Origin of the sequence: Streptomyces sp. NBC_00289 (genome assembly GCF_041435115.1) — a bacterium.
In the GTDB taxonomy this organism is placed as follows: Bacteria; Actinomycetota; Actinomycetes; order Streptomycetales; family Streptomycetaceae; genus Streptomyces.
The window spans coordinates 1181465-1199545 of sequence record NZ_CP108046.1 but is presented as its reverse complement, the minus strand read 5'-3'; the positions used below and the strand labels follow the sequence as shown (position 1 = coordinate 1199545).

12 protein-coding genes are annotated in these 18081 nt (G+C 69.5%); 5 read left to right on the top strand and 7 right to left on the bottom strand.

Annotation, left to right across the window (positions count from 1 at the left end; all coding sequences use genetic code 11):
- Nucleotides 1-62 precede the first annotated feature (62 nt).
- The 4 genes from OG985_RS06110 to OG985_RS06095 all read left to right on the top strand — a co-directional run bounded on the left by OG985_RS06110 (nt 63) and on the right by OG985_RS06095 (nt 4565).
- Entirely contained in the window at nt 63-2726 is a 2664-nt protein-coding gene (locus tag OG985_RS06110; protein ID WP_371667184.1) for an AAA family ATPase, read from the top strand.
- Nucleotides 2727-3024: 298 nt separating this feature from the next.
- Complete coding sequence (locus OG985_RS06105) at nt 3025-3960, top strand: Ig-like domain-containing protein (protein ID WP_371674273.1); 936 nt, start codon at nt 3025-3027, stop codon at nt 3958-3960.
- A gap of 111 nt (nt 3961-4071) precedes the next feature.
- Entirely contained in the window at nt 4072-4257 is a 186-nt protein-coding gene (locus OG985_RS06100) for a hypothetical protein (RefSeq protein ID WP_371667183.1), read from the top strand.
- On the top strand, nt 4254-4565 hold the full coding sequence (locus OG985_RS06095; RefSeq protein ID WP_371667182.1) for a hypothetical protein: 312 nt from the start codon (nt 4254-4256) through the stop codon (nt 4563-4565). The genes OG985_RS06100 and OG985_RS06095 overlap by 4 nt, the downstream gene beginning before the upstream one ends.
- A gap of 73 nt (nt 4566-4638) precedes the next feature.
- Here OG985_RS06095 and OG985_RS06090 read toward each other — a convergent pair whose 3' ends face one another.
- The 6 genes from OG985_RS06090 to OG985_RS06065 form a co-directional block, all read right to left on the bottom strand.
- Complete coding sequence (locus tag OG985_RS06090; RefSeq protein ID WP_371667181.1) at nt 4639-5166, bottom strand: TerD family protein; 528 nt, start codon at nt 5164-5166, stop codon at nt 4639-4641.
- 190 nt (nt 5167-5356) lie between these two features.
- Complete coding sequence (locus tag OG985_RS06085; protein ID WP_371667180.1) at nt 5357-7390, bottom strand: serine protease; 2034 nt, start codon at nt 7388-7390, stop codon at nt 5357-5359.
- Between the two features lies 1 nt (nt 7391).
- Nucleotides 7392-9245, bottom strand: a complete 1854-nt coding sequence (locus OG985_RS06080; protein WP_371667179.1) for a peroxidase family protein — start codon at nt 9243-9245, stop codon at nt 7392-7394.
- A gap of 103 nt (nt 9246-9348) precedes the next feature.
- On the bottom strand, nt 9349-13068 hold the full coding sequence (locus tag OG985_RS06075; protein ID WP_371667178.1) for an AAA family ATPase: 3720 nt from the start codon (nt 13066-13068) through the stop codon (nt 9349-9351).
- The gene (locus OG985_RS06070) at nt 13065-13367 is read right to left on the bottom strand and encodes a trypco2 family protein (protein ID WP_371667177.1); all 303 of its coding nucleotides are present in this window, start codon (nt 13365-13367) and stop codon (nt 13065-13067) included. The genes OG985_RS06075 and OG985_RS06070 overlap by 4 nt, the downstream gene beginning before the upstream one ends.
- Nucleotides 13368-13480: 113 nt before the next feature.
- A complete protein-coding gene (locus tag OG985_RS06065; protein WP_371667176.1) occupies nt 13481-14431 on the bottom strand; it encodes a hypothetical protein in 951 nt (316 codons plus the stop codon).
- A 674-nt stretch (nt 14432-15105) separates the two neighbouring features.
- Between OG985_RS06065 and OG985_RS06060 the strand changes: the two genes are divergently transcribed.
- A complete protein-coding gene (locus OG985_RS06060) occupies nt 15106-15753 on the top strand; it encodes a class I SAM-dependent methyltransferase (RefSeq protein WP_371674272.1) in 648 nt (215 codons plus the stop codon).
- 168 nt (nt 15754-15921) lie between these two features.
- On the opposite strand, the gene OG985_RS06055 is transcribed toward OG985_RS06060, so the two are convergent.
- The gene (locus OG985_RS06055) at nt 15922-17655 is read right to left on the bottom strand and encodes a cellulase family glycosylhydrolase (RefSeq protein ID WP_371667175.1); all 1734 of its coding nucleotides are present in this window, start codon (nt 17653-17655) and stop codon (nt 15922-15924) included.
- Nucleotides 17656-18081: the final 426 nt, after the last annotated feature.

Below are 18081 nucleotides of genomic sequence, written 5' to 3'. Positions count from 1 at the left end.
GTCAGGCGACGGGGGTCGTACCCGGATTTCCGTGCGGCGCACCACCGCATAGGTTGTCGGGCATGCCCGGGACACACGCGGATGCGCTGATCGGTCGCCAGGACGAGTCACGCCGGCTCGATGCCCTGCTCCAAGCGGCACGGGAGGGTAGGGGCGGCGCCCTGGTCCTGCGCGGTGAGCCGGGCATCGGCAAGAGCGCGCTGCTGCGGCGTCTGGACGAGGCCGCGACCGGGTTCCTCGTCATGCGGGCGTCCGGCGCGGAGTTCGAGATGGAGCTGCCGTTCGCCGCGCTGCACCAGTTGTTCGCGCCCGTCACCGGGCGGCTGGCGGCGTTGCCCACGCCGCACCGCAAGGCACTGGAGATCGCTTTCGGCCTCGACACCGGCACACCCGATCCGTTCCTGGTGGGCGCCGCGTCGCTGGGACTCCTGGTGGAGACCGCGCAGGAACGGCCGCTCCTGTGCGTCGTCGACGACGCACAGTGGCTGGACCGGGCGTCGGCCAAGGCGCTGGCCTTCCTGGCCCGCCGGGTCTCGGCCGAGTCCGTCGCCCTCGTGTTCGCTGCGCGCGAGCCGAGCCGCCTGCCCGAGCTGGACGAGCTGCCCGGCCATTCGCTTCAGCGTCTTGACGCATCGGATGCCCGCGCGCTGCTGGCCGCGGCGATCCGCGCCCCGTTGGACGAGCGGGTGCGCGACCGCATCCTGGCCGAGGCGCGCGGCAACCCCCTCGCGCTGGTGGAGCTTCCCAGGACGGCCGGACTCGCCGGGATGGCGGGCGGATTCGCCCAGCCCGACTCGGTACCCGGCGTGATCGAGCAGAGCTTCCGGTTCCGGCTGGAGCTTCTGCCGCCGGCGGCCCGGCTGTTGGTGACCGTCGCCGCCGCCGACCCGCTCGGCGACCCCGGCCTGCTGTGGCGGGCGGCCGCACTCCTGGGCATCGACGCGGCTGCCGCCGCGGAGTCCGTACCGCTGGTCGAGTTCGGCACCCGGATCCGATTCAGCCACCCCCTCGCCCGCTCGGCCGCTTACCGCGCGGCGGCGCCGGAGGAGCGGCGCAGAGCGCACGAGGCGCTGGCCGCGGTGACCGACCCGGTCGCCGACCCCGACCGGCGGGCCTGGCATCGTGCCCAGGCCAGTGCCGGCCCTGACGAACAGGTCGCCGCCGAGCTCGAAACCTCCGCCACCCGCGCCCGGGAACGCGGCGGTGTCGCGGCGGCGGCCGCCTTCCTCGAACGCTCGGCCGCGCTCACGATCAGCCCGGTCCAACGCACCGAGCGGGCCCTCGCCGCGGTGGAGGCCAAGCTCTCCATGGGCGACTTCGACACGGCGGCCGACCTGCTCACCACCGTCCGGACCGGCGATCCGAGCCAGGCCGCCCGGGCCGACCTGGTCCGCGGCAGGCTGTCGTTCGCCCGCCGTCGGGGGGACGAAGACCCGACGGCGTACCTCCTGCGTGCCGCCGCCCGGCTGGCGGCCACCGACCCGGCCCGGTCACGGGAGTGCTGTCTGGACGCCGTCGAGATGGGCCTGCTGCTCGGCAGTCTCGACCACGTGGTGGAGGCCGTCAGGAAGGCACCGCCGTCGGGTGAGCCGGTATCCGGCGCGGCGGCGGTCCTGACCGGCCTGATCAGTCTGGTCGGCGACGGGCATACGGCGGCGGGGGAGATCCTCGGGCCGGTCGTCGCCGACGCCGACGACGAGGTGTGGGCCAGGCGGCCGTCACTGGGCTTCATGCTGGCCACCGAGCTGTGGAACTTCGACGCCCTGCGCGGCATCGCCACCCGTGCCGTCGCGGCCGGCCGCGAGTCTGGCTCCTTCCACGCGCTGCCCGTCGGACTGGCCATGCAGGCCACCGCGGCCGTACACATGGGCGACTTCGGTGCCGCGATGGAGCTGATCTCCGAGGAGGAGGCGATCGCCGACGCCACCGGCGCGGCACCGCTGGTCTACCCACGCCTCCACCTGGCCGCGATGCGCGGGCGGCGCGGGAGTGCCGTCGAACTGTTCGCGTCGGTGGATCACCGGATGAGCCTCAGCGCGCGGTGGGCGACGGCCGTGCTCAGCAACGGCGTGGCCGACTACCCGGCCGCGCTGAAGGCGGCGAGGCAGGCGGTCGAGTACGGCGCCGTCGGCACGGCGGGCCTGGCCCTGCCCGAGCTGGTCGAGTCGGCCATGCGGTGCGGCGAGACCGAGGTCGCCGCCGCGGCCCTCGCATCCCTCCAGGAGCGCACGCGGGCCGGCCGGCAGGCGTGGGGTCTTGGCGTCGAAGCGTATGCGCGGGCCCTGGTGAACGAGGACGAGTCCGCCTACCAGGAGGCGATCGGCATGCTCGACGACAGCGCACTGGTCGTCTACCGCGCCCGGGCGCAACTGCTGTACGGGGAATGGCTGCGCCGCCAGGGCCGACGGCGTGACGCCCGGGTCGTACTGCGGTCGGCGCACGAGTCGCTGTCCGACCTCGGTGTGGAGGCGTTCGCCGAGCGCGCCGCCGGCGAGTTGCGCGCCACGGGCGAGCAGGCCCGCAGCCGCACGTCGAAGGCATCGGACCAGCTGACGATGCAGGAGGTGCACATCGCACGCCTGGTCGCCGACGGCGCCACCTCCAAGGAGGTGGCGGCAAAGCTGTTCCTCAGCCCGCGGACGGTCGACGCGCACCTGCGCAACATCTTCCGCAAGCTCGGGCTCACTTCACGCCGGCAACTGCGAGACCTGCCCGACATCCGTTAGCCGCATGGCGGTTCATACGCCTCCGCCCCGATTCCGGCCGAGCCATGGCCGCAGGTCCCGGTCGCCGTCCTGGTCCTGGCGATCTTTCCTCGGGACCGACCTGGGCGCCGCCGGGAGGCGAACCTCCTCGCCGCGCGCGGCGAGTCTTGAGACACGTTTTACGCGGCGCGTGCAACTGCCACCCACCTGGCCACTGTCTGACAGGGAGTCGGGCCCGTCAGGGCCGAAGGGCGAGAGAACGGGGCAGGTCGTGGGACGGCGCAAGGGCGGCATAGGGATCGCACTCCTCACGGGCGTGATGCTGGTGGGCGCAAGCGCCTGCGGCGGGGGCAGCGGTGACACGGCGGGCGGGGACGCGAAGGCGTCGGGAAAGCCGAGCGCGACCGCCTCTCCGTCACCGACGAAGCCCGCGGGTCCGCCGATGTTGCTGGAGACGATCACCCCGCAGACGGGAACCACGGTCGGCGTGGCCATGCCGATCTCGGTGATCTTCACGAACCCGGTGGCGGCGAAGGCCCGGGCCACGGTCGAGAAGCACATGAAGGTGAGCGCCTCGCAGCCGGTGGCCGGCGCCTGGCACTGGTTCGGCGACAAGCGCGCCGACTGGCGACCGAAGACGTACTGGCCCTCCAACACCACGGTGAAGATCGACGCCGACATGGAGGGCGTCAGCAACGGCAACGGACGCTACGGCGTACACGGCTACACGCACACGTTCAAGATCGGTGACGACGTGCGCGCGGATGTCTCGGTCACCGGCCACACCATGAAGGTGACCCGGAACGGGCAGGAGGTGCGCACGCTGTCGATCAACGCCGGCAGCGCCGAGTACCCGACGTGGAACGGCACGATGGCCGTCATCGACAAGCAGGAGAAGGTCCACATGACCTCCTGCAGCGTCGGTATCAGCTGCGACAAGGGCAGCCCCGACTACTACGACCTGACGCTGCCCTGGGACGTCCACCTCACCCAGTCGGGCACGTACGTGCACTACTCGACCGGCGACCCGAACCCGGGCAGCGGCAGCGCCCGCGGCTCACACGGCTGCGTCCACCTGTCCATGTCCGACGCCAAGTGGTTCTACGGCCAGGTCAAGCAGGGCGACCCCGTCACCGTCACCGGCTCACCCCGCGCCAAGGCCTCGGCCGACAACGGCTACGCCGGCTTCAATCTGGAATGGGACCAGTGGCTCGCGGGCAGCGCCTCGGGGGAGGGCACGACCGCGGCGCTGTGACGGCACGAAGTCCGCTCCCGTACCGCAAGCGGAGCCGCCGATGGCGCACGGCAGCGGGTCTGTCGTGCGCACGGCTACCGTGACGGCGACCTTGCCACTAGATTTGACGTCATGACTGCCATCACCCTGCGGATCCCCGACGCCATGGACAAGCCGCTGCGCGACGCCGCAGCCGGTGCCCCGTCACTGAACGACTACATCCTGCGTGCCGTACGCCGACAGATGACCCTCGACGCCGCCCGCAAGCTCGTCGCCCTCGCCCCTCTCGACCTCGCGGGCGAGGGCGACGCCCTGTGACCGTCCGCAAGGGCGACGTCTGGGACGTCGACACCGGCAAGGGCACCCGTACCGTTCTCGTCGTGAGCCTCGACGGGCTCGCAGAGGCCTACGGTGCGGTCGTCGCCCTGGTTCTCCACGCTCCGGCACAGCACCCCGACACGGCGATGAGCGTGCATCTGACCGCTCCGGTCGACGCCTCCCTCGTCGCCGTCAACCTCCTTCAGCTCTCCGCCATCCGCTTCGAAACCGGCACGCTGCACGGCAACATCGGCCCCGAACAGCAAGAGCTCGTCGACAACGCCCTGCGCGCAGTCCTCGACCTGTAGACGGCACGCCGTCGCGTGCGGCGGGCGAGGCGCGAACTGCGTTGTTCGTGCCGGTCGCCCCCTGCGGACCCGGTCATGGGGTGCTGCCCATCTCCGCCGTGAAGACCGTGGGCTCGCTGTCGAAGCCTCGGCCCATCGTGTGGAACTCCCACGCCGCGGAGGGGCCCCGGGCGAATTCCGCGACGGTGGCGGCGGTGGACCCGGCGACCCGCGCGAAGTCGTCCTTCAGCAGCTCCTCGTACCCGGCGACCACCAGAACTCCGGCGTTCGACATGTCGCCGAAGGTCTTGGGACCGCTGTTCTGGTGGATCGCCACGCCCACGACCACACGGGTGAAGGAGGACGCGAGGCGATCGAGCTCGAGAGTCATCACTTCGACATAGCCGAAACCCTGACCGGTCTGGCTGTGCCGGCTCATGTTGATGGTGCCGTCCGGTGAGCGGCTGTCGAAGTGGACGACGTACACAGGCCGCCCGTAGGGGGCCTCCGCCGAGTAGGTCGCGGCGATGATGTCGAGGTGATGAGGTGGCTGATCCCAGGGACTCGGGTCCCACTTGAGCCGCACCTCGACCCGCTCCAGTCCCCTGTTGTCGCTGCTCACCGGATCGCTGCCTCCCCCGTACCGAGCCACCACGGGATGGACCCCGCATGGTCAAGTATGGCTCGAACCGGTCGGGTTGAAGCCTCGTGGGTCCGGTCCTCACAGCCGTCACCCGCTGTCGGCGACTCCGGTCCGTCGATCGCGGACGGCGTCGTCCGGCCTCGGTGGGGGTTTGCGCGGTATGCCGGGTTCAGTCGCCGAGGTGACTGCCGATCGACCGGGCGACTTCGGCGTGGGAGAGGTACTCGACGATGCTGTGCGCACGGTCGCGGGCGTTGACGACGGCAAGGTCGGACAGTCCGTCCGCCCAGTCGTCGCCCAGGGGGCATCCGATGGCCACCGCGTCGTTCGGGCACCAGACGTTGAGCCAGTCCGCCACGATGTTCGGACGCTTCGGCCCCCCGACGAGCAGCCTGTTGTACACGCTGTCCAAGCCGAGAGGACTGCCCGCCGTGGTCAGGTGGACGAGGTCCACTCCGGGGGACAGCCGTGTGGCGAGATCCATGCCGACGACCGTCCCGAGACTGTGACTGACGAGCACCACTTCTCCCTCGTCGGGCATCGTCTCGAGTACGCAGTCCAGGACCTCGTCCCGGATGCGCCGGTCGTCGAGGTACGCGGCCACGTCACGGACGACCAGGGCGATGGCCCAGGCGTCGAGGTCGCTCCTGGCGGCCAGCCAGCTCAGCCGCTTCTGCAGGGCTCCGACCACGTCGTCCAGGCCGATTCGTTCGGTGGCCGGTTGGCTGTCGTGCGGCATGTCCCACTTGGCGGCCGCCTCGCCGATGATCTCCTCGTACACCGCGCGGGCGGTGGGGCTGGCGGGTGCGACCGCCTCCGCAGCCCCGGCGGCCGGCGACGCGGTGATGTGGGGGACAGCCTCGTGCGCGGCCAGGGCGTCCACCAGCCGGTCGCCGTAGTAGGGGAACCAGACGTCCGCCGGGTCGACGGGAGGGAGCCCGGCGCGGACGAGACCCTGGTTGAGTCCGGCCGTCCAGTCACGGCGCAGGTTTTCGGGCACCAAGTGTTCCTGGGAGCGACCGTGCAGGAAGACCAGATGCCGCCCGCCGCCGAACGCGCCGTCCCGGCCGCGCAGCCCCACATGTGCGGTGACCTTCTCGACGGCCGAGCGCGACGCTGCGGCGGCGGGCGCCGGAGCCGCCACCGGACCGACGGCGGCCTCTGCCGGGCGCATCCCCGACTCCGGGCCCATCTCGGCCAGCAGCGCCTGCTGCCCGGAGGTGAGGGGCAGGGCGGTGAGGTGCTTGAGGATGGAGCTGATCCGTACGCCCTCGTTGGACACCCAGTCGATGGCGTCGTCGCCGTCACCGGGCTGCCAGACCTGTCCGTCACGCCGCAGTACACGGCCTTGTTCGTCGGTCCTGGGCACACCGCTGTGGTGGAGCGCGACGACCTCCCACTGGTCGTTGAAGACGGGAGAGCCCGAGTTTCCCGGCTCGGTGTCCGTCAGGTACTGGAGGAAGTCGTCCAGGCGTACCTGGAGCATGTTGTCGCGTACGGCGATCTCCTTCAGGCGTCCCATCGGATGACCGATGACGTTGACCGGCTCGCCGATCACCAGCTTTCCCGTCTGGGCGCTGAGCCGGTTCCAGCCGAACGTGTCCCCCGGAGGCCGCCGGTCCGGACCGGGGGCGAGCAACACCAGGGCGAAGTCCAGACGTTGGTCCGCCAGGAAGAACCCGTCGGGGGCGAGCTCCAGCCGTGTCGGCGACTGTGGGGTGTTGTCGACGGTGACCTGGGCGTCGAACTCCACGAAGCACTGCCGGGCGGCCTCCGCGTCGGTGAGCACGTGATGGTTGGTCATCAGCAGGCTCGGCGACACCAGGAAGCCGGTGCCGAGGGGCAGCTCGCGCCCGTTCTCCCGGACCGAGATCCGGGCGACGGTGCGTGCGGCCCGGGCGCCGCGCGGCAGGAAGCTCGATGCCTGCAGATCCCTGGACACCCCGAGGATGCGTTCGTACGCGGCGGTCGCGGCCAGCGGTTCCGCCCGGACGGCCTCCACCACCAAGGCGGCGGGCACCGCGTGGCGGTCGAGCAGTCGTGCCGCGCGCGCCGCGAGCGCTTCCTCGGAATCCGGGAACGTGACCCCGGCGTCCTGGCTCCGCTCGACCGCCCGCCGCGCGTCGCCGGTCTCTCCGTAGCGCGCGGCGGCCGCCGCGACCTGGCGCTCGCGTTCCTCGCGGGACCTCTCCGTCGCTGCCATCTCAGGTCACCGTCCTTCCGGCGGTCTGCCACGGCGCGAAGGCGTTCGTCAGCCCCGTGAGAGCCGTACGCAGCTCCGGGTGGTGACGCAGCAGCACCGTGATCAGGGAGTTGTCGTCGATCCAGGCCATGCCGGCCTTGGAGTACACCTCGGGGGTGTAGTGCTCGGTGAAGAAGCGGTCGCTGTTCAGCCGGCGTGAGGCCATCAGGATGAAGATGCGGAACGCCGTGTCGCTGAAAGCGAATCCGGCCGGGAGCTTCTCCGCGTACAGCCCGACCATGAGGTCGACCTTCTCGATGTCGCCGTCGTAGAGCGACTGGATCTGCTCGGCCCACGCCCGGTTCCCTGTCAGATCCTGGAAGTCCGCCGCCGGCTTCAGCCGCAGCAGCCGCCGGAACTCGTTGTAGCGGGGCACGCCCAACTCCCGTGAACGCAGGATGTCGGTGGCGGCGAGGTCCTGCAGTTGCCCGTCTGGACGCTCGAACTCCTGGAGGAACCTGGGGAAGTTGTGCAGGGTGACCAGTCCGGGGTGGAGGGTGCCGAAGCTGTAGAGCAGATCGGCCATCTCGGTGGTCTCCAGAACCTTCAGCGCTCCGGGGCCCGAGATGTCGCGGAGGGTGCAGTGGCGCAGGCTCGTGTCGTCGGCGGCGGTGCGCAGGTGCCACTCGTCGCGGATGAGCGGGTGCATGCGGTAGACGGCCACGAACTCCTCGGTGAGGGAGTACGGGACGCCGTAGTGGTCCGTCTCGCCGCCGGGGATGCCGCTGACGACCTCGCTGTCGCTGATCCGGCCGAAGAGGTCGTGGACGCGTTCGCCCGCGAGGCCCCACCAGTTGGCGCGCAGTGCCATGACGGTGGTGGGGTGGCTGATCACGGCCGGTGTCCACTCCACGGTGTGGATCTTGGCGAGGAGTGCGGCGTTGACGAGCCGGGCGCGCTGGAAGAGTTCCTCGTCGTTCCAGGACGGGTAGGCGCCGTGCAGGTGGTCGCAGATCGCGTTGTGCTCACGGGCGAACAGGTCGTGCATCATGGCGAGGCCCAGCCAGAAGCCGGGGGTGTGCGAGGGGTCCCGGGAGGGGTCCGAGGGGAACGGAGGCCGCTCGTCGTCCCACAGACGCAACTTGCCCAACTCCCCGGAGCGCATCAGGCGCTGCTCGGTCTGGTTGGCGCCGTAGATCTGCGAGGCGTCCCACCAGTGGGAGGACACGTTGACGCGGGTGTCGGGCGTCCCGGCCGGTGCCCGCGGGTCGCGGGTCGGGTCGTCCGGTGTCCGCATGATCCGCATGGGGTGTTCCGGCCAGGGGTCGTCGTCCATGAGGGGGACTTCCCAGGGCCGTTCCGTGGGGCTGGTCCCATGGCTGAACCAGTCGCGGACCATGAACTGAAGCCAGGCGGCGACCAGGGAGTTGACCGATTCGGCAGGGGTGAGCTCGTCGCGGGTGAGCAGGGCGCGGCTGACCTCGCGCGGGTTCGGCGCGGACAGTACGTCCTCGGGTGCGGCCGGTGCGATCCGGTCCAGCGGGATGTTCCGGCCGAAACGGGTGCCCGCCATGCCCATCCGGGGATCGTGGAGGTCGTTGTGGCTGCCGTCGGCGGTCCGGTTGACCTGGTGGGTCGCTGAAGGGGGTGCGGGATCGGGCAGATCGACCGACGGCAGCAGCCCGGTGTCGTGGAGGTTCTTCTGCCGGAGCTTGACGCGCAGTCCGAGGAGCGTCAGCAGGCCCGGGATGACGGGCAGTCTGTCCCAGCCGATGCGCCGGTCCACGTACTGGGCGCCGGTGGTGACGATCCGCCAGGGCAGTGACGTACGGTAGCCGGCTGCGGTACGTCGTGCGGCGCGTGGTTGCTTGTCCATCGGGGTACTCCTTGGGTCACTCCCGGGCGTGGCGTCGGTGACGGCGAGGGGCCGTCCCGACATCTGTCAACCGCTGGTCCCTTTGAACTGCGAGCCTGGGGCTTCACCGGTGTCTGCGACGCGCGTGTGTGCCCTTACGGCTCCGCAGACGGGGCTTCGGCTGATGACGGCTGCGCCGTTTGCCCGACCGGTTCACCGCGGCCTCCGCTCGGGGCTGGACGGGCGGTCCCGTCTGTCTGAGGCCTTCGATCGCAGCCTGGATCTTCCGCACTTCGTCCTCGGCCCGCCCCGGCTCCTCGGCGTCGAGCCGGACGAACGCGTCCTTGGCCTGCTCGTGCGCGCGCAGGACCTTGCCCCGAGGGCGGCCTCGACCTCCGTACGACCTGGCCAGCACCCATTGCGCGTGTGCTCTGTCGAATCTGAGCTTCCAGGCGCGTACGTCCATCTCGTCGTACAGGGACAGCGCCTTGCGGGCCGCGGCCTCGGCCCGGCGATCCGTGGCGCCGAGCGCCAGCAGTACTTCCGCCTGCAGGCGGCTCGTCCAGGCCTCATGGACGCGGTTCGCCCATCTGTCCTCCTTGCGCATCCTGTCGTACTGGTCCAACGCCTGCGCGACGTGGTCCAAAGCCCTCTGGAGGTCTTCCTGTCGGCTCTCGGCCGGAAGGGACCGCGCTCTGCCCAGATACGCGTCCGCCAACCGGACCAGCGCGAGGGCGTGTTGCGGACGTACGGCCTCGCGGTACTCCCGCTCCAGGGCGTTGTAGTGACCCTCCACGGCTTCGCTGTGCCGGGCGACGCAGGCACCCCACTCCTCCCTGGCGGCATGCTGGACGCCGAGGACGGACAGGGCCTCGGCGATGTCCCTCTTCCACAGCCCGGGACATCTCTCGCGCAGCGTTTCGTACGTTTCGACGCTCTCGGTGGCCCTGGCCACTGCCTGGTCGGTGCGTCCGCTCGCGCCGAGCTGCCAGGCCAGGCCGCGCAACGCGAACGCCTTCATGCCCTGGATCTCGTCCGGCTGGTGCTCGGCGTCGCCGTCGCGCGCCGGTGGCAACTGCTCGATCAGGTCACATGCCTCGTTCGCCGCCTGCAATGCCTCGCGCTGGCGCCCAGTGCCGTGAGCGGCGGTGGCCAGGGTGCACAAGGCCTTCACCAGACCGAAGGCGTGGCTGTGGGTGGGGTTGCGCTGGTACAGCGGCTCCAGGCGCCGGATGGCGTCACGGGCGCAGTTGTCGGCGTCCTCGAACCGCCCGACGTCGACCAGCCGGTCCGCCAGGTCCTTGAGAGCCTGGGCCAGGTCGAACTCGTTGCCCTCGGACGGACTGAGCTGTTGCAGCGCGTGATAGGTGTCGACGGCTTGCCCGGCGACACTGTGCGCCCGGATGCGCAGGCCCGAACTGGCCAGGTACAGCGACCAGCGTTGCAGGGCCTGAGCCAGTCCTCTGCGGCTTTCCCGCGTGGGCGTCCCGGCGACGCGCCGGTGGTACTGCACCGCGTGCTCGGCGACGGACGTGGCCAGCTCCAGCAGGGCATCGGGGCAGGACACGTCGAACTCCCGCAGTACCCGGGCGGCGACGGCCTGCGCCGACTTCTTGGGGAGCGTGCAGTTCAGTGCGGAGGCCAGCGAGGTGCCGATGGCATGCGCGGAGTCGTCCTGATCGGCGACCGCGACGCGTTTGACCAGCCGGACCAGAGCGGCTGCGTGGTGATGGAGTGCCTCTGTCAAAGCCTCGCGTGCCTTGCGCTGCGCCGCGTCAGGCTGCGCTGCCGGACATGTCTCGTCCCTCTCCGTGCCGGGCCGGTCCGCCGCGCCGCCGGCGTCGGCCATGGTGAACTGAAGCAGTTGCAGCACGTTGAGCACCTGGCGTGACTGTGCGGCCGGATCCCGTGGCGTGCCGTCGCCGGTTCCCTCGACGTCGAGCAGTTGCATGGCCAGGTCCGGGAACGCCGCGATCACCTTGCATCCCAGACGGTCGGCGAGTCGCAGAGGTTGGAGCGTACGCAGATAGCCCTCACCGCTGAGCTGCGCGTTCTGCCAGCGGGCGAACGCGCGCCTGCGCCACTCCGGTTCGTCGGCGAGATCAGGAACCAGCCGCAGCCGACGCGCGGCTTCCGTCTCACCGGCGCCCTCTTCGGAGCCATCGGCTGCTGCCAGGCTGGAGATGGCGACAACCCGTTCGAGAAGCACCGGATCGTCATGTAGTCCTGCTTGGCCGGCGGTCTTTCGCCATGCTTCCCGCTCCACGTCGATGGCGTAGTCCAGCAGTGCCGCACGCAGGGAGGCCGGTCGGGGCCCGCCTACGACCGCCGTGCTCTCCTCGATGCCGATGCGTGCGCGCGCGTCCACCAGAGCCTGTATGAGGACGAGCAGGTAGCTGGCGAAGTCGGGTTCCTCGAGATCCGGCCCGTCCTCCGCTCCGTCCAACTGTTCCTGCGGCGGCGGGACATCGTCGCTCTCCTGATCGGCAGCCGTCTTCTTCTGTGATTCCTTCTGTCGGTACCAGGAGGCGAACGATTCCAGGGCGGCGTCGTAGACGACTCTGCGTTCTTCGGGAGCCGGTGCGGTAAGGAGGAGTGGGGGGTCGCGTTCCTCCAGGAGCGCTTCGTATCGTCGCCTGAGCGCCTGCCACCACTGGCCGTCGCTGTGGGCAATACTCAGTATCCGCAGGGGCAGACCACTCCGGTCCTTCGTGGCCTCGTCGAGGAGAGTGTTCAACTGGCCGGCGTATGAGTCCGCGTCATCGACGACCACCAGCCTGCTTTCCGCCAGGTCGAGGAGTTGGGAGAAGCCGACGCGCAAGAGATCGACGGGGTCGATGATTCCCGCGATCCATCCCCTGTCGCCCATCCGGCGGCACAACTCCCGGGCCAGACGGGTCTTGCCCACGGCACCGTCCCCGTACAAAAGCCGCACATGTACGCGCCGCTCGGAGTTTCTCTCGCACCATTCGGTGAGCTCCTCGAGCTGCTCTCTTCGGCCCCGGAAGGGTACGACGTCGTGGCGGGCCCGCAGGAGGTCCGCCTCCGACCACTGGTAGCGGATCGGCATGGGTTCGTAAGCCGGCCGCAGAACGTCACCGCCCGCCCACACGGGATTGAGCTTCACCCGTGTCGCCGGTTCGAGCCCGAGTGCCCGGTCGAGGCACTGGTTCGCGTCCCGCCGTCCCTGCCCGCCGAAGATTCTGCCGGCGGGAACGGCATGCAATCGACCGTTGATGGACGCGCGGTCTTCCACGATGACACCCACGAGGTGGTCGCCGCTGAACAGGGCCGAGCCGGACATGCCACTCCACAGGGACGGCCCCGGACGGCTCGTCGGCACCCCGGTCTCGACCTGGAAGTTCAACCTCTCCACCAACGCGCCGGCATCGTTCGCCGAGCGGGAGCCGGTCAGCGGACGCACCGTGCCGCGGGCGTCCTCGACGTTCATGCGGCCCGAGCCGATCTGTGCCCGGGGGAAGCCGAGGGCCTGCGCGGGAACGGCGTCCGTGCCGACGAGACGGCCCAGCCGCACTTCTTCGGGCCAGGTGCCCGCACGTGCGGCGAAGGGATCCTCGTCGGTGCTGGCCAATAGAGCGAAATCGGCTTCTTGTTCGCCTGCTGGTGCGTTCTCGCCGCTCACCACGACCTTGAAGACGTGCGGGTCCGTCAGACCGTACCGACCGTCTGCGTGCCGCTTGAACCTCTTCACCTCGACCAGGGTGCCCTCCGACTCGACGCAATGCCCTGCCGTCAGGACGAGGTTCGGTGCCAGCAAGTAACCGGAGCCACGCTTATCGGTTGTCTCGACGCACACCAGACACTCGGCGTTCATGCGCGTCATTGCACGTTCCCCTTGGGGTCGGTGATGCGCATCTCCTCGGGTACGGTCAGAGCCAGCTTGATGTGCTGGCTTGTGGAATTGCCGCGCGTTCGGCTGCCACCCGCCTCGATGACCCAGAACTTCACACCGCCCCTGCCTTCCCATTCTTTGGAGACCTGGACGTCGGCTTCGACCTCGACGCCGGAAATGCCGAATCGCAGATGTGCTTCCTGCGCGTTCAGCTGGGCCTGTTCGAGCTCGTCGCGGAGTGCCGAGATCATCTGGGAGAGCTGCAGACCGCTCTCTTGCGGATCTTTCATCACCGTCACCCCTTGAAAGGCGCTGCACGCCGTGGTGCAGAGGTTGCTCGGGTGAAGCGGGGCCCTCGACCTGCCGGTCGCTTCCGTTGACAGGGCTTGCGTGCCCCGCGCGATCAGATGTCGTCGTACACGGCGAAGCGGGCGGGTTCGCCGACGCCCGCTCGCTTCAGGTGCTCGACCGTGGTCTCCATCGTGCTCAGGCGCGACTGCGCGGCGTCGGCCTCGGTGGTGCCCGGCCGAGCCCGCAGCGCGAGTTCGGCCACGGGGTGGTGGTGGGGGTGGCCGCCCGCGGGTCCGCTCCAGGGAGGGGCGAAGCTCCACGGAACCGGCCCTGTCAGCTCGTTGGCCGCCATCCAGTCGTCGATCCGGGCGTCCACCCAGCCATGGAGCTTCCAGAAGATCGGGTTCACGTGGGCGGAGTAGGTGTCGGCGAGCCAGTCGTAGTCGGAGTTGTCCCATAGGGGGGCGACACTGAAAGCGTCCCCACCCGGCCGGTAGTCGGGCATCCGGGCTGCCCAGCGCAGATGCATCCTGTTGTGGATGCCGAACTCGATCCTGGCGCCGAGGCGGCCGAGAGTCATCTGCCGCAGATTCGCCGGTTCGGTGAACTCCGCCTCCCACGCGCGAATCCGGTCGAACGACTCCGGTGTCTTGGCGCTCCGGATGGCCTCGGCGGTCTCGATGTCATCCGAGATGTCGAACGGGGGTGGGACCGGGTACGTGGTGTCCTCCGGAGGGGGAACCGTCGGCCATCCCTCCACACGAGCATGCTGGGGATCACCCACCTCCACGAGGATCTCGTCGACCGCGGCGATCATCTGCCGGTGCATGAACAGGAAGTCCTCGCCCGAGCCGTTGCCGAGTTCGACGGAACGCCTCCCCGTAAGAGGGTCCGGAGCCGTCAGGGACGGGCGGGGCGGCTCCCAGCCATGGTGGTGGAACACCTCCCGCTGCTCAGGTGTCAGAGCCGCCCAGGAGTCGCGTGCGGTGTGCCACAACATGTGGTGCAGGCGCATGGCCCGATCGGCCATCGCGTCGATCACGGGCTTCGGAAAGGCGTTCACTTCACTCAACCTTCCTGGAGTCAGCCAGGAGTGCGTCCGCGGCGCGGGTTTGACGGCGCCGCCGTGGCAGCCCTCGGCGTGACAGACCGTCGGATGAAGCAGGTGGGCCAGGTCCCTACGAAGGCCGCGCTGGGGTGATGTGGCGTCCGCCGTCGTGCCCGCGCCCGAAGGGTCCCGTACGTGAGCACCGCCGCGGGACAGGTGCGTCGACGACTTGGAGTGTGGCGGGGTGAGCCCTTCCGCTCGCTATTCCACTGTGCGCCAGAACATCTGCTGACGCATCCCGGCACCCGAGCGCGGCCGCTGCCCCACGACCTCGAGCCACGGTTGCGTCCAGGGAAGTGGTGTACGGGGCCGACATGATCGGCCGGGCGGGCGGCCCGTCCGCCCCCGACCCTCGCCGTACACCGAGTGCCAACCCGTTCGTACGGCGAGGCCGCCGGCTGCCCCGTCACCGGTGCCTGGTGCGCCGTGCTCGTGTGTGTGGGCGGCATTCAGAAGGGCACGCGCGGACCCGCGCCCCTTCGGAGCGGCATCCGAAGGCTCCCCACCGGGGTGGCTGGTCCGGCAGGTTCGATGCGCCCCAGGCCGCGTGACGAGCCACTGGCGAAAGGCGGGGGAGAGGACGACGATTTTCTCGGCTCGCCTCAGCGTCAGGAACTACTGTCGTGACCATGGTCGAACACGATGCCCTCACTGCCACCCGTGAGGCCTACGACGCCGCTGCCCCCACGTATGCGGAGCTGTTCCGTGACACGCTGCGTGACAGACCCCTGGACCGTGCGATCTTGGGTGCCTTCGCCGAGGTCGTACGTGCGAGTGGGGACGGCCAGGTCGCGGATCTGGGGTGTGGGCCTGGCCATGTCACCGCTCATCTGAACGAGTTGGGGCTGGCGGCGTGTGGTGTCGATGCCTCTCCTACGATGATCGAGTTGGCTCGACAGGCCTATCCGGGCCTGCGGTTCGACGTGGGCTCGATGGCGGCGTTGGACATCGCTGACGGCCTCCTGGGCGGCGTACTCTCGCGGTGGTCCATCATCCACACACCTCCGCAGGAACTCCCCGTCATCTTGGCGGAGTTCCACCGTGTGCTGGCTCCCGGCGGGCACCTTCTGCTCGGCTTCTCGGCAAGCGAGGACGCGTCTCATCCGACGCAGGCCTTCGATCACGCCGTCGCGCTTGCCTATCGGTGGTCCCCTGATCATCTTGTCGCGATGCTGCGTGAGTTCGGGTTGGCCGAGGTGGCCCGGCTGGTGCGCGAGCCTCAGCCCACAGACCGACGGCAGTTCCAGGAGATCCAGCTACTCGCCCGCAAGGCATGAGCGGGGACTGCCCGACCGACCTCGCGCCGGACGGCACCGACCACCGCCGCCGGTGACGCGTCAAGTCCCGGTGTATCCGGTGCAGATCGCAGGTGCTCGGAGCCGACGACCGTGGCACGCCGGTGATCGTCACCGTCGCAGAGACCGAGAGCCCGAGTACGGCAGAGGTCAGGTGGTCGTGCCCGTCACTGTGCTCCCCGTCCTGGTGACGTGGTACGTGACCGAGGTGCCGCTCCAGAAGTGGAAGGTGAGCGTCACCCTGGAGTCTTCCCTGAGCGAGTTGACGAAGTCGGGGGTGAGCTTGATCGAGTCGCCGGTGTAGGCCGAGAACGCGCTGTCCCACTGCTGGTAGGAGGTCCAGTCGGCTGGTCCCGCGTTTCCTCCGTCGTCGTAGTTGGCCTCCATCGTCGCCAGCATGTCGCCCCGGAACCGGGTGGGGACGGTCAGGCCGCCGGTGTCCCCGGAGGCGTCCGACAGGATGGGTGTGTCGTACGTGACCACGTCGATCCGCCACGGGACGCCGCGGGAAAACCTGCCTTCCAGCGTCGCGTCGACTCCGTAGTCCCTGTCACCCGCCAGCTCGGTGAGCGCGGCGGACGTCAGCGTGAGCTGGTTGCCGGAAACGGTGTAGTCCCTGCCCTTCAGCAGGTTGCGGGAGCCGTGCCGCAGGCCCTGGAAGTCGGTGCCGTTCGGGTTGAGCGTGAGGGTCTGGTCCGTGATGGGCGCCGACTTCGCGAGGAACACCAGGTCGCTGGAGGCGGTTCCCGAACGCGTGGCCCAGCTCGATCTGATCTGGGCGAACAGCTCCGGGTCCCGCCACTGGAGGGTGTCGCGGTTCAGGAACTGGCCGGCGTCCCAGAGCATGGTGGTGAGACCGCGACGGCGGGCGTAGTCGCCCAGGAACTCGAAGTACTTGCGTTGCTCGCCGCGCTCGATGATGCCGGGACGGTTGTGGTCGTAGGCGAGCAACGCGTACTCGCCGATGATCACCGGGATGCCGTGTGCGACGAAGGTGTTGTACACACGGTCGAACTGCTCGGTGAGGTCCTGCTGTGAGGTGGAGTCGAACCGTGTGTACCCGGCGATGTTGACGCTGAACGGCCACCACCCGTAGAAGTGGATGGTCGTCGCCACCATGGGATCGCGCAGGTCGGCGAGTTCGGTGGCCAACGCGTCGAGCCGGCCCTGTTCGGAGTTCGTGTACAGGGTGGGCAGGACGAGCAGCCGGTCGGCGTTGCGGCCGCCTGACTCGCGGACGATCCGGTGGAAGACGGTGTTGAGTTCGGCCAACAGCCGATAGTTCTCGTCGTCACCCGAAGTGCCGCTGAAGGTGGGCTCGTTGATGCTCTCGAACACCAGCCGGGAAGGCTTGTCGCGGAACTCCGCCGCTATCTGGGTCCAGGTGGCGGTGTACCGGCCGAGGACGGCGCCGTGATCCGTGGAGAGGTTGTTGACCCACATCCACGAGTCGTGGTGCATGTTGAGCAGCACGTAGAGGTTTTCGTCCAGCGCCAGGTCGACGACCTGCCGCACCTTGGCCATCCAGGCCGGGTCGATGGTGTAGTCGGGGGCGGCGCCCTGGTGGACGCCCCAAGTGACGGGCAGCCGGATGCTTCTGAAACCCTGCGACTTGACCTTTTTGAGGAGCGCCCTGGTGACCGGCGGGTTGCCCCAGGAGGTCTCGTCGGGGATGGCGTCGTAGGTGTTGCCCAGGTTCCAGCCCGGTTGCATCGCCGCCACCGCGCTGCGGGCGGAGGGGGCGCTGGGTGGGGGCGGGTCTGCAGCCTGCGCGGTGGCGGGCACCAGCGGGAGCAGGGCGATCGCCAGCAGGAGTGCCGCGAGTCTCGGTAAGGACCGCGACCGCCGGGGCCGTGGGCGAAGGAAGTCGAGTCTCCTCGTCATCAGGTGACCTTCCGGTCGTGGGGGAGGCGGGCTGCCAAGAAACTGCTGTCCCGGAACTGTGGAAACTTTCGCTGTTCGCGGCGGAGAAATTAACACGAAGCTGTGTCGCAGGCCACAGGTTCGTCGGTAGCCGGTCTGTGCATCCCCGACGATCCGAGCGTCGTCGGCTTCGACGTCCTGCCGGTCGTGGCCTGGGTGGACCCGCCCCTGACGACCGTCCATCAGCCCCTGACCGATGGCCGTGGCCGCGACCGAGCCCTTCCCGTTCCGTTGTCGACCAGCCCGGACGTCCGGAAGTGCACGCGGCATGGCCCGCTCGGCATCGACCACCGGGACAGCCATCGTTGCTCTCCCGCTCGGCTGAAACTATCCAGTGAAGTTCTGCGAAAGTTTCGAGTTCTGGGCCAGGTACTTGCCAAGTGAGCG